This window comes from Erythrobacter sp. JK5, assembly GCF_018205975.1.
In the GTDB taxonomy this organism is placed as follows: domain Bacteria; phylum Pseudomonadota; class Alphaproteobacteria; order Sphingomonadales; family Sphingomonadaceae; genus Erythrobacter.
In genome coordinates, this window is the sequence record NZ_CP073577.1 from 2868398 (window position 1) to 2883148 (window position 14751).

14 protein-coding genes are annotated in these 14751 nt (G+C 65.4%); 8 read left to right on the plus strand and 6 right to left on the minus strand.

Going from position 1 to position 14751, the window contains the following annotated elements; translation table 11 throughout:
• Nucleotides 1-37: 37 nt before the first annotated feature.
• The 6 genes from pgmG to KDC96_RS14000 all read left to right on the plus strand — a co-directional run bounded on the left by pgmG (nt 38) and on the right by KDC96_RS14000 (nt 8056).
• Nucleotides 38-1465, plus strand: a complete 1428-nt coding sequence (gene pgmG, locus KDC96_RS13975; protein WP_212448996.1) for a phosphoglucomutase/phosphomannomutase PgmG — start codon at nt 38-40, stop codon at nt 1463-1465.
• The gene (locus KDC96_RS13980) at nt 1455-2831 is read left to right on the plus strand and encodes a hypothetical protein (protein WP_212448997.1); all 1377 of its coding nucleotides are present in this window, start codon (nt 1455-1457) and stop codon (nt 2829-2831) included. The genes pgmG and KDC96_RS13980 overlap by 11 nt, the downstream gene beginning before the upstream one ends.
• 93 nt (nt 2832-2924) lie before the next feature.
• Nucleotides 2925-3773: a DUF2059 domain-containing protein gene (locus KDC96_RS13985; RefSeq protein WP_212448998.1), complete on the plus strand. Its 849-nt coding sequence runs from the start codon at nt 2925-2927 to the stop codon at nt 3771-3773.
• Nucleotides 3774-3800: 27 nt separating this feature from the next.
• Nucleotides 3801-4733: a DUF2059 domain-containing protein gene (locus KDC96_RS13990; protein WP_212448999.1), complete on the plus strand. Its 933-nt coding sequence runs from the start codon at nt 3801-3803 to the stop codon at nt 4731-4733.
• A gap of 34 nt (nt 4734-4767) precedes the next feature.
• Nucleotides 4768-7257 (plus strand): ligase-associated DNA damage response DEXH box helicase, encoded by a 2490-nt coding sequence (locus tag KDC96_RS13995; protein WP_249171811.1) that lies wholly within the window; start codon nt 4768-4770, stop codon nt 7255-7257.
• Nucleotides 7258-7384: 127 nt separating this feature from the next.
• Nucleotides 7385-8056: a CPBP family intramembrane glutamic endopeptidase gene (locus KDC96_RS14000; protein WP_212449000.1), complete on the plus strand. Its 672-nt coding sequence runs from the start codon at nt 7385-7387 to the stop codon at nt 8054-8056.
• A gap of 69 nt (nt 8057-8125) precedes the next feature.
• Here the strand turns inward: KDC96_RS14000 and KDC96_RS14005 are convergent, their stop codons facing one another.
• The 5 genes from KDC96_RS14005 to KDC96_RS14025 form a co-directional block, all read right to left on the minus strand.
• Complete coding sequence (locus KDC96_RS14005; RefSeq protein ID WP_249171812.1) at nt 8126-8596, minus strand: biopolymer transporter ExbD; 471 nt, start codon at nt 8594-8596, stop codon at nt 8126-8128.
• A 183-nt stretch (nt 8597-8779) separates the two neighbouring features.
• Entirely contained in the window at nt 8780-9247 is a 468-nt protein-coding gene (locus KDC96_RS14010; protein ID WP_212449001.1) for a biopolymer transporter ExbD, read from the minus strand.
• 33 nt (nt 9248-9280) lie between these two features.
• Nucleotides 9281-9811 carry a biopolymer transporter ExbD gene (locus KDC96_RS14015; RefSeq protein ID WP_212449002.1) on the minus strand — a complete coding sequence of 177 codons (531 nt, stop codon included), beginning with the start codon at nt 9809-9811 and terminating at the stop codon, nt 9281-9283.
• A 90-nt stretch (nt 9812-9901) separates the two neighbouring features.
• Nucleotides 9902-10696, minus strand: coding sequence for a MotA/TolQ/ExbB proton channel family protein (locus KDC96_RS14020; protein ID WP_212449003.1), 795 nt, complete (start codon nt 10694-10696; stop codon nt 9902-9904).
• 70 nt (nt 10697-10766) lie between these two features.
• The gene (locus tag KDC96_RS14025; RefSeq protein ID WP_212449004.1) at nt 10767-11441 is read right to left on the minus strand and encodes an energy transducer TonB; all 675 of its coding nucleotides are present in this window, start codon (nt 11439-11441) and stop codon (nt 10767-10769) included.
• A 362-nt stretch (nt 11442-11803) separates the two neighbouring features.
• Between KDC96_RS14025 and KDC96_RS14030 the strand changes: the two genes are divergently transcribed.
• Both KDC96_RS14030 and KDC96_RS14035 read left to right on the plus strand, forming a co-directional pair.
• Entirely contained in the window at nt 11804-12694 is an 891-nt protein-coding gene (locus KDC96_RS14030) for a hypothetical protein (protein ID WP_212449005.1), read from the plus strand.
• A gap of 85 nt (nt 12695-12779) precedes the next feature.
• Entirely contained in the window at nt 12780-14120 is a 1341-nt protein-coding gene (locus KDC96_RS14035) for a homoserine dehydrogenase (protein ID WP_249171813.1), read from the plus strand.
• A gap of 29 nt (nt 14121-14149) precedes the next feature.
• On the opposite strand, the gene KDC96_RS14040 is transcribed toward KDC96_RS14035, so the two are convergent.
• Complete coding sequence (locus KDC96_RS14040) at nt 14150-14698, minus strand: hypothetical protein (RefSeq protein WP_212449006.1); 549 nt, start codon at nt 14696-14698, stop codon at nt 14150-14152.
• Between the last annotated feature and the right edge of the window lie 53 nt (nt 14699-14751).

A 14751-nucleotide genomic window follows, 5' to 3' on the forward strand; every position in this document is an offset into this window, starting at 1 on the left:
GCGGCAGACGAACAACCGAAACAGGATTTTCCCGCCCATGACGCACCAATTCGATCCGACCGTGCTGCGCGAATACGATATTCGCGGGATCATCGGCGAAACGCTGGGGCCGGACGATGCGCGGGCGATCGGGCGCGGGTTCGGTTCGCTGCTGCGCGAGGCCGGCGGCCGGACCGTGGCGGTCGGGTATGACGGGCGGGTCAGCTCGCCGATGCTCGAGCACGCGCTGGTCGAAGGGCTCACCGCGAGCGGTTGCGACGTGGTCCGGATCGGCATGGGGGCGACCCCGATGCTGTATTACGCCGAGGCGTCATCCGAACAGATACAGGGCGGCATTCAGATAACTGGCAGCCACAATCCCCCCAATTACAACGGCTTCAAGATGGTATTTCAGGGGCGGCCGTTCTTCGGCGCCGACATCCAGAAGCTCGGGAAACTGGCAGCAGCGGGGCAGTGGCTCGACGGCGCCGGAACCGTCACCACGCGCGACATCCTCGGCGAGTATGTCGAGCGCATGCTCGAAGGGCTGGCCGGGATCGACACCGCCGCTCTTGCGGGGCTCAAGGTCGGCTGGGACGCCGGGAACGGTGCCGCCGGCCCCGCGCTCGAAGCGCTCGCCGCGCGCCTGCCGGGCGAGCATCATCTGCTGTTTACCGAGGTCGATGGACATTTTCCCAATCACCATCCTGATCCGACTGTCGAAGCGAACCTCGCCGATCTGCGCGCGCTCGTCGCGGACAAGAACCTCGATTTCGGAGTGGCTTTCGACGGCGATGGCGATCGGATCGGCGCGATCGATGGCGAAGGCCGCGTGATCTGGGGCGACCAGCTGCTGATGATCTATGCCGAGGACCTGCTCACGAACGGCGGCGAGAAGGGCGCGAATGCGACGATTATCGCCGATGTGAAGGCCAGCCGCGCGCTGTTCGATCACGTCGCGGCGCATGGCGGCAAGCCGCTGATGTGGAAGACCGGGCACTCGCTGATTAAGTCCAAAATGAAGGAAACGGGTTCGCCGCTGGCGGGCGAGATGAGCGGGCACGTGTTTTTCGCCGACACCTATTACGGTTTCGACGATGCGCTTTATGCCGGGGTGCGGCTGATTGCGGCGTCGGCGCGGCTGGGCAAATCGGTGACCGAATTGAAGTCGGCCATGCCCAACATGCTCAACACGCCGGAAATGCGGTTCCAGGTCGATGAGAGCCGGAAATTCGCTGCGATTGCCGAGGTAAGCGAGCGCCTGACCACCAATCCCGGACCGGACGTAGAGGAAGTCAATGCCACCGATGGCGTGCGGGTGAACACGAAGGACGGCTGGTGGCTGCTGCGCGCGTCGAACACGCAGGACGTGCTGGTCGCGCGCGCGGAAAGCGAGACCGAGGAAGGCCTCGAACGCCTGCTCGCCTCGATCGATGAGCAGCTGGCACTGTCCGGCCTGGAACGCGGGGAGAGCGTTGGTCACTAGTTCCGAGTCAGGCGGGTGGCCGTGGTCGGCGCTTGGCATATCCGAAACCACCGACAAGGCCGCGATCCGCGCCGCCTACGACGCGCGCCGTGCCGATCTCGACGCACAGGCGATGCGCATTTCGGCTTTCGCCGAGCTGACCGAAGCGCGCGAGAAGGCGCTGTTCCTCGCCTCGGAAATGCTGCGCGAGCAGGAGCGGTCCGGCACGGCAACGCCGGTTGACGCCGTGCCCCCGTTGCGGGAGGCGACTGCCGAACCCGAACCCGAACCCGAACCCGAACCCGAACCCGAACCCGAACCCGAACCCGAACCCGAACCCGAACCCGAGCCCGAGCCGGAGCCGGAGCCGGAGCCGGAGCCGGAGCCGGAGCCGGAGCCGGAGCCGGAGCCGGAGCCGGAGACTTCAGCCGAACCTGCGTGGGAACCGGGCGGGCGCTACACCTCCGAGGACGACCTGCTGCGAGGTTTCGACCTCTCCGAACCGGCTGACCGGGACGAAGAGAGCGAGGTGCAAGATGACGGTGATCGCTATCGTCCGTGGATGGCGGGAGCGACCTTCGCCGCCCCGCCGCCGAGCGATGGCCCGACCCCGTTTATCCAGCGCTATTCGCTCGACAAATACTGGCTGTGGTGGGCGTTTGGCGCGATGATGCTGGTGACGATGTGCACCAGCGGAGGCAACGACGAGGCCGAGCCGGAACGCGCGTCCCCGCCCGTTGCTTACCGGCAGGTGCCGGAATCGCCCGCGCCGGTCGATCTCGACCTGTCGCCGGATGAACTGCGGGATGCGGAGGCGATGGTGTCCGAATTGTTCGGGCCGGCGCTTGCCTATGCCGACCTGATCGATTCCGATCCCGCTCTGGCGGGGGCGTTGGTCGAACGGCTGCGGTCGCGTTCGAACGGGGTTGAGGAAGCGCGGGCCTATCTCCGCCTGCAGATCCTGCGCGTCCGTGCCTCGGCCTCGCGCGATCAGGCGCTCGCGATTGCCGAACTGCACCTTGCCTGGCTCCAGAGCGCTCAGGCATCGGGCGGCGCCAACTGCCGCGAAGTGACCAGCGATCTGTTCTTCAACGGTGTGCCTGCAATGCGCGAGGACTGGCTGGCATTCGAACGCAGCCTCGCCGCCGATCTGCTGCGCAACCGCACCTTTGCGGGCCCGCTGCCCGCCGATACCGGGCCTGCCCCGCCGATTCCGGACTGGCTGGTTGCCGCTGCGGCGGCGCGGGGCGGCCTCGATGCTGCGACGATCCGCGCTGCTATGACCAACTTTGCGCATCCCGCCCGGTGCGCTTCGGAAATCGCCCTGCTCGAGGCGTTGCTCGCTCGCCGTGATGAAGCGACAGGCGCGATCGTGGCCGCAATCTGACTGCCGGAAACGCAACAGGACTTGCGTGTTTTGGGGGCTGGCAAGCGCACCACCTCTCGGGCATTAAGGCTTGGAAACATGGGGAGACATTCGATGATCAAGCACAGCATTCTGGTCGGCACCGCCGGCTTCGCCCTGCTCGCCGCCGCGCCGCTGACGGCGCAGGACGAGGGGGTGGAAACCGAGGCGACCGATATGCAGGCGCCGGGCGCACCGACGACCGACATGTTCGCCAACATGTTCGGCGAGGCCGAGCCACTGTCCGCAGAGCAAACGGCGCGCCTGCCTGCCGCCGAGCTGGTGGTCGAACGGATATTTCCCGCGGGCACCTATGCCAGGATGATGGAAGACACCATGAAGCCGATGATGGACGGCATGATGGGATCGTTCATGGATCTTCCGATCAACGAGATCGCGAAGCTGACCGGCCTCTACACCGAGGACATGCCCGAACTGGGCGACGGATCGGTGAACGAGATCATGGCAATCCTCGACCCGGCGTTCAGGGACCGTTCCCGGATGATCGCGGACACGACGATCCAGCTGGTGAGCGACACGATGTCGCGGATCGAGCCGTCCTATCGCGCCGGTCTCGCGCGCGCCTATGCGGTGCGGTTTACCGAGGCCGAGCTGGCCGACCTCAACGCCTATTTCGCCACACCGACGGGCGCCAAATATGCCGGGGAATCGATGCTGATCTACACCGATCCACAGGTGATGAGCGCGATGAACGAGATGATGCCGGCGATGATGGGCATGATGCCGGAAATGATGGAACAGATCGCCGCCGCGAACGAACAGTTCCCGCCGGCGCGCACCTATTCCGAACTCAGCCCGCAGGAACAGGCGCGACTGTCCGAATTGCTCGGCGTGTCGCCGGAGGAGCTGCGCGCCAGCGAGCCCGAGACCGGGACCGAAAGCGGGGACGCGGACCCGGCCTGAACTCCACGGCTGAACAGGGGACAATCGATGGCCGACCGGACCATGCTTTTGCCGATCGCTGCAATGGCGCTGATCGCTGCGCCAGCGGTCGCCGCGGCGCAGGACCATACCGGGATCAGTGCGGCGGCGGAGGCGGCTGAGCCCGATCAGCCGCACGGCGAGACCTTCGTCTTCAAGACCGAAGAAGAGCAAGAGATCGCGGCTTTCGAGCGCGAGATGGCCGAAGCCTTTGCGATCTTCGGCGAGATACTCCCGGCAGAACCGCTGACCGCGGAGCAGGAGGCCCTGCTGCCGCTCGCGACCCAGATGAGCGCTGCCATCGTGCCCGAAGGCGCGCTCGTCGAGGCCACCGAGCAGACGATGGCACCCATGATGCAGATCATGATGGCCGAAGAGGTCAGCGATGCACGCACCCGGCTCGCCGAGGTTACGGGCGTGGAATCCGACGAACTCTACCTGCTGGAGGACGCCGCGACGCAAAGCGCGCTGAGCGTCTTCGATCCGAATTTCGCCGAACGGACTGAGAAGACCAACGCCATCCTGCTGTCCACCATCACGCGCCTGCTCGCGGCGCTGGAACCGGCCTATCGCGAGGGGCTGGCCCGCGCGCTGACCCTGCGGTTCGACAAGGCGGAAATGAGCGAGCTGCTGGCTTTCTTCGCGACGCCCGTGGGCGAAAAATTCGCCCGCGAAAGCTTCCTTGTCCACCATGATCCGCAGATGTTGGGCGTGATGGAGCAGATGGCCCCGGCCATGGTCGAAATCCTGCCGAGCCTGATGGAGGAATTCGAAGCGATCGAAGCCGATATCGAGAATGTCAGGACGTTCAGCGAGTTGAGCCAGGCCGAGCGCGCCGAGGTGGCGCGCCTGCTCGAAAAGCCGGAGAGCGAGCTCGATGCGCTCGCGCCGCAGGCCGACACCGAGGTGCTCGAAACCGAGGACGGCGAACCGGTGATCTGACCGGCCCCGGCGCGCGGCCCTTGCGACGCGGGCGGTGAGCCGCCACATCGCGAGGTGTGACCGCGTCCGCTGCCCCGATCCCCGCGAAATCGCTGCATGGTTCGATGCGCGCGGCTGGCGCGTTCGGCGGCACCAGTCCGACATGCTGGCCAAGGGACGCGAGGGCCGCCATGCCTTGCTGGTGGCTGATACCGGCGCGGGCAAGACGCTTGCCGGGTTCCTGCCGACCCTGTGCGACTTCGCCCCTTCGAGCGGCGGTGAAATTCACGACGGGCTGCACACGCTCTACGTATCGCCGCTGAAGGCGCTGGCGCACGATGTGAAGCGCAACCTTCTGACCCCGATAGAGGAGATCGGGCTGCCGATCAGCGTCGAAACGCGCAGCGGGGATACGTCCTCGGACAAGAAACGCCGCCAGCGCGAAAAGCCGCCGCACGTCATGCTGACGACGCCGGAGAGCCTGTCGCTGCTGCTGTCCTATCCCGAAAGCCTTGATCTGTTTCGCGGGCTCAAGCGGGTGGTGATCGACGAGGTCCATGCCTTTGCCACCGGCAAGCGCGGGGATTTGCTGGCACTGGCGCTGGCGCGGCTCAACACGATTGCTCCCAAAGCCCAGAGAGTTGCGCTTTCGGCGACGCTTGCGAACCCGCTCGCATTCCAGGAATGGCTCGCACCGCAACCCGTCGACGGCACCGGCGAGATCCACGCCGCCGATCTGGTGCTGGGCGAGAAGGGCGCCGAGCCCGAGGTCGAAATCCTGCTGCCGATCGAGGAGCGCGTGCCGTGGGGCGGGCATGCCGGACGCTGGGCGGTCCCGCAGATCTACGAAGCGATCAAGGCCAACCGCACCACTCTGGTCTTCACCAACACGCGCTTCCTTGCCGAATTCATCTTTCAGTGCCTGTGGGATGTGAACGAGGATAATCTCCCGATCGGCGTCCACCATGGCAGCCTGTCGAAAGAGGCGCGGCGCAAGGTCGAGGATGCGATGGCGGCGGGAAGCTTGCGCGCGCTGGTCTGCACCGCGAGCCTCGATCTCGGGGTCGACTGGGGCGATATCGACCTCGTCGTGCAGATGGGCGCGCCCAAGGGCTCCTCGCGGCTTTTGCAGCGGATCGGGCGCGCGGGCCACCGGCTCGACACGCCGAGCCGCGCGGTGCTGGTCCCCGGCAACCGGTTCGAATTTCTCGAAGCCATGGCGGCCAAGGATGCGGTCGACGAAGGCCAGCGCGACGGCGAGGACTTTCGTCCGGGAGGCCTCGATGTGCTCGCGCAGCACGTGATGGCCTGCGCCTGTGCCGCCCCGTTTCACGAAGACGCGTTGCTCGCCGAAATCCGTTCATCGGTTTCCTATGCCTGGGTCGATGAGACCGCGTTCCGGCGCGTGCTCTCCTTCGTCGAGAATGGCGGCTATGCCCTGCGCGCCTACGACAAGTTCAAGCGGATCGTGCGCAGCAAGGACGGCGTGTGGCGGCTTGCTCACCCCAATCAGGCGCAGCGGCACCGGATGAATGCCGGGATCATCGTCGATTCCGAAATGCTGATGGTGCGGTTCAAGAATGGTCGCCAGCTCGGCAAGGTCGAAGAGCGCTTCGCCGCGCAGCTATCGACCGGCGACACGTTCTTCTTCGCGGGCCTGAGCCTCGAAGTCGAAAGCGTGAAGGACATGGACGTGATCGTCCGCGCGGCCAAGACCAGCGCCTCGATCCCCTCGTACGGCGGGCTGCGCCTGCCGCTGACCACGCATCTGTCGAGCCGGGTGCAGGAAATGCTCGACGACCGCGCGGGCTGGGGGCGGTTTCCCGACGATGTGCGCGAATGGCTCGAAGTGCAGGACTATCGCAGCCGGTTGCCCAAGCCCGGCGAGCTGCTGGTCGAAAGCTTCCCGCATGGCGGCAAGCACTACACCACCTACTACACGTTCGAGGGCTGGAACGCGAACCAGTCGCTCGGCATGCTCATCACCCGGAGGATGGAGGATCGCGGGCTGATGCCGGGCGGTTTCGTCGCCAACGATTATTGTCTGGCGGTGTGGGGATTGAAGGCGGTCAGGGACCCTGCGCCGCTGCTCTCGCCCGATATCCTCACGCACGAATTCACCGACTGGGTGACGGAATCGCATCTGCTGCGCCGCGCTTTTCGCGAGGTGGCGGTGATCAGCGGGCTGGTCGAGCGCCAGCATCCGGGCAAACGCAAGACCGGCAAGCAGGTCACCTTCTCGACCGACCTGATTTACGACGTGCTCAAGAAATACGAACCCGACCACGTGCTGCTGGAGGCCGCTTGGGCCGATGCCCGCGCGCGGATGACCGATGTCGGGCGTCTGGCCGACCTGCTCGAGCGCTCGCAGCGCGAGCTGGTGCATGTCGAGCTGGAACGCGTCTCGCCGCTGGCGGTGCCGGTAATGACCATGATCGGCCGCGAGGCCGTGCCGCAGGGCGCGGTCGACGACGAACTGCTGCTGGAGGCGGAGACGCTGGTGGGCGAAGCGATGCGGATCGATGCGCCGCTGGAGGGGGACTGATCGATACTTCGCTGACAAAAGGTGAGGTTGCGAGTCAGATTGCGGACGTTCTAAGCAGGTGAGTATGTCTTGAAAGCTGCCGCAAACTCTGCGTAAGCGATTCCAAGGACATCGAAGGATTTGTTGAGTGCTTGCGATCGCCCTTTCCGTCGCGCTCTTCTCGCCGATTGTCCTCATCTTCGCACTTCGAGCATCAGGGAAAACAACGCTGAGTTGGTCAGCTCGCGTGCCGTTCTGGTTTTTCGGCCTTGTTTGTTTCTTGCTTATTGCGACTCAACTAGGAACGGCAGAAGCTTGGCTCGCTATTGGTTTGAGGCCGATCACGCTGAGCACGCTGTTGTTCGCGGCTGGGACTACGATTTGCCTTATCGTGGCAGCGGGCTTGCTTTCCGTTTTCCAGCGCCTCCTGAAACTGCCATTGGGGGACCGTGAGAATTTCGCGGAAATCGCAACCACTTCGCTTTCTTTTCGAATTTTCATCGTGCTTACAGCCGGAGTTATGGAAGAGCTGCTGTATCGCGGTGTCGGCATAGGCGTGGGCGCGGAAGTTTTCGGCAACAGTATTTCGGCGGCTGCGCTTTCAACGACCGCTTTTGTGCTGGCCCACTTTCGTTGGCGGAAGGCCCACCTCTTGCAGGTGGCGATGGCTGGCACGGTTCTTTCACTGACCTTCTTGATGACTGGCGATCTGTGGTCCTGCATCTTTGCGCACTTGCTGGTCGATGGGATTGGCTTCCTTCTAATGCCAGTGCTGGTCGCGCGGAGAAAGGCTTTCAGGAGAAAGCCGGAGAGCCTGTGAAGGTCTGGATTCGTTTACGTGTTGACGAAAGCCGACCGTCCGCTCCCCACCCCATTCTCGAAGATCATGTCAACGCCCGAACTCCCGATGCCGTGCATTGCCGACGAAGGCGAAGCTCGCGGCCCCTTCTTCCCTGATCAGCGCGATTGTCCGGGCTGACAGGTCGTAGCTCGCCAGCGCATCGGGTTCGAAGCGGAGCAGCGGTTGCTCCGCCATCGTGCTCGCCGCGGCAACCTGAGCGCGGAGCTGTTCGCGCGTGACGCTCGTGCCGTTCCACAGGATATCGTCCTGGGCGGTGATGAAGACGGTATTCTGCTCGGGGTCGAGCACGCAGGTGGTGCACCGAGCGCTCGGCAGGTCGACGCTGGTCTCGTGCACCCGAATCGGGATGGCCATGATCAGCATGATGAGCAGGACCAGCAGCACGTCGATGAACGGGGTGACGTTCATCTCGCCCATCGCCTGCCGTCGATGGCTGCGGCCGCGCGGGTCGTAGGCGTCGGAAAAGCGGCTGCGGCGGGCAGTGGGGGCGAAGCTCATGAAACGTCTCCTTTGCGATCACGCGACGCCCGAAGAAGCGCCGACGCAGAGACTGTATAACATAACTATCAGGTTGCCTAACGCGTACCGGTATGTCGATCGCTACCGATTGCACTCGCGCACGAAAAAGGGCGGCCCCGGTTTCCCGGAGCCGCCCTGTGTCTCTTCGCGTGTGGTCGCGCGTTACCGAGTGCCGCCCAGTCCACCCGCACCGGGTCCGCCGGTGCCGAACTGGCGATACTTCTCGTTGCCGACGAAGCCGAACTTGGTCACGCCCGAGTTCTTGATGATCTGCAGCACCTTGGCCGAGATATCGTAGCTCGCCTGCGCTTCGGGTTCGAACTGCAGCTCGGGCTCGACCGCCATCTGCGTGGTTTCGGCGAGGATCGTGCGCAGCTGGCCCGCGTCGATCGGCTCGGCGTTCCACAGGATCTGGTCCTGGGATGACAGCACCAGCTTGTTCTTGACCGGATCGATCTGGATATCCTCCGGCGGCGGGTTGCCCTGCGGCAGGTCGATATCGACCGAGTGCGTCGCCACCGGGATGGTGATGATGAACATGATCAGCAGAACGAGCAGCACGTCGATCAGCGGCGTCATGTTCATGTCGAGCATCGGTTCGCCGTCGAGTTGGCCTCCCGTCATACCCATGTCAGTTACTCCTTGATTTCAGTCCGAGCCGGATCAGATGCCGGGCTCGACGGGGTTCGAGATGAAGCCCACGGTCGGGTAACCGGCCGCCTGCACATTGTAGATCGCCCCTGCCACGCAGCGCCACGGCGCGTTCACGTCGCCACGGATATGCACCTGCGGGATCTGGTCCGGATCTTCCATGATCGCTTCCGGCCCGCCCGCGCGCTGCACGATGTTGTCGAGGCGGGTGAATGCCTGGTCGTACAGCTCTTCGGACGTCACCGGAGTGACGTTGTTGAAGTAGACCCGGCACTCGCCGTTGCGCGCAGCTCCTTCGAAACCCGGTTCGCCCGCGCTGCGCCCGGCCTCATCGGTGGTGCTGACGGTGAGCAGAAGGTTTTCGACCTTGTTCTTGGACTCGACCGATTCGAACACCGGAATCTCGAGCTTCTCGATGGTCTGGATCGCCACCGGAACCGCGATGAGGAAGATGATCAGGAGCACCAGCATCACGTCCACCAACGGGGTGGTGTTGATGTCGGACATCGGCGTCTCGCCGCCGCCTCCCATCGAAATCGCCATTGCCTAATTCCTATCCCTAATAAACTTCTGTCGTCGTCTGCGTGGCACGGGGCCGGGCGCTTGCCGCGGCCCCGCGCGATGCGGCGTGTCTTACGACTGCGCGGGCGGAGTGCGAACGCCGCCGGTCGTCGTGGCCGGCTTCGCAGCGCCCGCCTTGGCAGCAGGAGCGGCGGTAACCGCCGGCTTGATCGCCCCGTTCGAACCGATGTTGGCGACGATATCGTTCGCGAAGTCGGTCATGAGCGCGTTGATGCGACGGTTGCGCGACTGCAGCCAGTTGAACGCCAGCACCGCCGGCACCGCGACGAGCAGGCCGATCGCGGTCATGATCAGCGCTTCACCGACGGGCCCTGCGACCTTGTCGATCGAGGCCGAGCCCGAGATGCCGATGTTGATCAGCGCGCGGTAAATCCCGATCACGGTGCCGAGCAGACCGATGAACGGTGCGGTCGCGCCGACGGATGCGAGGAACGACAGACCGCCGTTGAGGCTCTGGTTGATCGTATCCTGCGAATGCGCGAGTTCTTCTTCGACGAAGTGAATCTCGTTGCCCGCGCCTTCCATCTTGCCGTGGTGCTCCTGCGCGGTCACGGCGTCATCGGCAAGCTGGCGCCACGCGCTGTTCTTTTCGAGCTTGGCGGCGCCTTCCTTGAGCGACGGTGCCCGCCAGTAGGCCGACTTCACGCTCTTGTACTGCCGCATCACCTTGTTCTGTTCGAACAGCTTGGTGAACAGGATGTAGAACGAGCCGACGCTCATGATCACCATCACGGTGAGGATCGACCAGGCGACCGGGCCGCCTTCTTCCATCGCCTTGAAGAAACCGAATTCGTTGACCGGGGCGTCCGTGGCGGCAACTCCGGCCGCGAGATAGTAAAGGTTCATTGCGAATAGTCCTCTTGAAAAAGTGTCCCGATGGCTCCGGTCCGCTCAAGGGCCGTTGCCGTTATTCTTATCAGTTCAAACGGTATGTGATCCGGGTGCTGTAGCGGCCCGAGGTCGGGTTCCCGTCACGATCGAGCGCCGGGTTGAACCGGGCATAACGCTCCATCCCGCGGCAGGCGGCATCGTCGAGAATGCTCGAACCGCTGGAACCCGTGACCGAACAGCCCGAAACCCGGCCGTTCGCGTCGATCGTCACGTTGACGCCGACGGTGCCCTCTATCTCCTCGCGCAGCGCGCGCGACGGATAGTTTTCCTGGATCCGGCGGGCCCAGCGGCTCTGACCGTCCGGGGTCGCATCGCGAGCCCGCGACGGAGCCGGCGGCGGCGGCGGTGCCGGCGGCGCGATCGGCGCAGGCGGCGGAATCCTCAGCGCGGGCGGAGCCGGCGGCGGAATCGTGGGCTGCGTCTGAATCCGCGGCGGCGTCGGCGCGATGCTGATCGGCGGCGGCGGCGCTACCGGCGGCGGGGGAGCCGTATCCTGCGGCTGCTCGGGCGGCGGCTCGTCGGGTTCTTCAGGGGGCGGGGGTTCCTCGATATCGACCGTGGTGACACGCTCAATCACGGCCTGCGCGCCTTTAATCGCCAGGCCAGAGATCAGCAGCCACCCGATCAACACATGGATCAACGCCACGATAACGATGGAAACAACCTTGTTCCCACTCATTTGTTGGTCAGCGTAGGCCATCCAGCTGTATTCTCTCCATTCGTTCAGGCCGGTCGAAACCGGCTCTACCCTCGCAACCGGTCACGCGAACCGGACTGCGAATCCCACAATACTGGTCCTCCCGAACCGGGCAAGAAACCCTACTTATCGAAGTCGGTCCCGGTTCGGCTGGCCCGAGCGCGAGTGCACGCGGGGCTCGGCCCTTGTCTCTTGATGGTCTTGTCCCCAACTCCATCGCAAGCACTTCGGGCTTTAACGGTCAAGACCTAGGCAATCAAACGCTTTATCGGTTCAGCGCCGATTCACTGCCTCTGGCCAGGACTGTTAGGGTGGCGGAAAATCGCCGCGCGACAGGAACCGGAAATACGCAGAGTTGGATCAAGATGACGAGCGTTAACAAAAATTTAACCAGCGATTTCAAGCGCGTTCTTGCCAGCGCGGCGACCGGGCTGGCGCTTGCGGTGGCGGCCGCCCCGGTCTTGGGACAGGCCCCGCAGGCGAGTGGCGCGAGCGCCGCCGAAGCCGCGACCTACGCCGACCTTGCGACGCTTTCGGAGCGCAGCGAGCTTGTTATCCGGGCGCAGATTCGCCGCCAGAGCCGGGTCAAGGACGAGCGTTCGCCCGGTCTCGCGCCGGGATTCGCGCGGCTCTATATCGAGGCGGACACGCTGGCGCTGATCGCCGGCAGCCGCAGCGTCGGCGAATCGCTCGCCTACCTGGTCGACGTCCCGCTCGATGCGAAGGGCAAGGTGCCCAAGCTCAAGAAGCGCGAGGTGCTGCTGTTCGCCAACGTGGTGCCGGGGCGACCGGGATCGATCCAGCTTGCGGCGAAGGCCGCGCAATTCGACTACGCGCCCGAACTCGAAGCCCGGCTGCGCCCGATCCTGCGCGAACTGGTCGCTGCCGATCGGCCCCCGACGATCACCGGGATCGCCGATGCGCTCGCCGTGCAGGGCACGCTGACGGGGGAATCGGAGACGCAGGTGTTTCTCGCCAGCGACAGCGGCGCGCCGGTCTCGCTCAGCGTGATCCGCCGTCCGGGACAGCGCCCGGCCTGGGGCGTGTCGTGGGGCGAAATCATCGATTCGTCGGCGCGCCCGCCAGCCCCGCAGACCTTGCGCTGGTACCGGCTCGCCTGCGCGCTCCCCGCGCAGCTGCCCAGCAGCGCCAATCTCGCGCGCGACCCCGCCGCACGGCGTCTCGCGGCGCAGGATTACGCGTTCGTGATGGAGCAGCTGGGGCCGTGCTCGCGGCGCATCACCGAGCCGGCCTGATCGCCGACGCCTCCGCGCGGCGCTTGACCGGCGGGCAATCGCGACTAAGGCCCCGGCTTCGCACCAATCAGCCGGAGCTCTCGACGTGTCAGACCCCGCCACCACTCACCGCCTGCGGATCGCGATCGCCGGTCTCGGAACGGTTGGCGCGGGCGTCATCCGCCTGCTCGGCACCAATCACGACCTGATCGCCGCACGCGCCGGACGGCCGATCGAGGTTGTCGCGGTGAGCGCGCGCGACCGCAACAAGGATCGCGGAATCGATATCGCGCCATATGCCTGGGAAGACGACATGACCGCGCTAGCCGCGCGCGACGATGTCGATGTCGTGGTCGAACTGGTCGGCGGCGCGGACGGGCCGGCGCTGGCATGTTCGCGCGCCGCGCTGGCGGCGGGCAAGGGACTGGTGACCGCCAACAAGGCGATGATCGCGCATCACGGGCTGGCCCTTGCGGAACAGGCCGAATCGGTCGGCGCGCCGCTCAAGTTCGAAGCCGCCGTCGCTGGCGGCATCCCGGTGGTGAAAGGGCTGCGCGAAGGAACCAGTGCCAACGCGCTGACCCGCATCTACGGTATCCTCAACGGCACCTGCAATTACATCCTGACCGAAATGGAAGCGACCGGTGCAGACTTCGCCGAGACGCTCGCCGAGGCGCAGAAGCTCGGCTATGCCGAGGCCGACCCGACCTTCGACATCGAAGGGATCGATGCCGCGCACAAGCTCGCGATCCTGGCCGCGATCGGGTTTGGCGCGAAGATCGATTTCGACGCGGTGCATACCACCGGTATTGTCCAGGTCCGCGCCGCCGATATCGCGCAGGCCGATGCGCTCGGATTCGTCATCCGCCTGATCGCACAGGCCGATGTCGAGCCCAATGGCGACGGGGCGGATCACCTGCTCCAGCGCGTGCGGCCCTGCCTCGTCGCCAAGGATCATCCGCTCGCACCGGTCGACGGACCGACCAATGCGGTCGTTGCCGAAGGCAATTTCTCGGGCCGCCTGCTGTTCCAGGGCGCGGGCGCGGGCGACGGCCCCACGGCCAGCGCCGTGGTCGCCGACCTGATCGATATCGCCCGCTCGTTCGGCAAGGGAGGCGAAGTCGGTGCGCCGTTCTCGATGCCGGTGGCGCAGCTCACCGCGCTGCCGCCTGCTGAGCCGGGGCACCGGATGGAACGCACCTATATTCGCTTCACCGTCAACGATCGCCCCGGCGTGCTTGCCGAGATCACCGCCGCGATGCGCGATGCGAATGTCTCGATCGAAAGCCTGATCCAGCAGGGCCGCCCGAACGAAGGCGGCGAGGTGCTGGTGGCGATGGTCACGCATGAGGGGCCGGAAGGCCATGTCCGGCGCGCGCTCGAACTGCTCGAAGGGTCGGACAGCCTGACCGCCGCTCCGCTGGTGCTGCCGATCCTGCCCAACTGAGGGCAAGCAACGGGGGAAGCCCGCAGGATTTACTCCGGCGCGATTTCGCCTGACTTGCCCGTCTGGCCCGGCGCCTCGCGACGCGCCGCCTCTTCCCGATAACTGCGGTCCAGGTCCTTCCCGAGCGGCGGCAATCCGCGTGCGATCCGGTCCGCGTCCGAACCCGGCGGGGCCTCGGGCAGCGCGCCGATATCGATCAGCAGGGCTGGCGGGCGGACGCGCCCGGGCCTTATCGAGACCGTTATCGCAATGAGCGATCCTTCCCCCGGCAGTTTCAGCCCGCTGCCATCGACGTTCGGGGTCTTCATCCCCTGCGTTGCGGCGGCATAGCGGCGTTCCCAGTCGGCCTTGTCGAAGGCGCCGTCGCTCGCTTCGCCCAGGTCGCGACACACCACGATCTCGCCCGCAATCCGCGCCGCGTCGGCCTCGTCATCGCAGCGTTGCTCGAGCACCGGATCGCGGCTTAGCGTCTCGCGCGCCTCTCCGATGTCCAGCGACAGCGTCCCGCCTTCGGGGATCGGAGGGTCTGGTTCCCCGGTTGTCTCTTGCGCGAAAACCGGGTTCGTAGCGAACCCCATCGGCAGGATCGCCCACGCAGCGCTTCGCGTAGCGTGCCGCAGTAGCGCCCCGT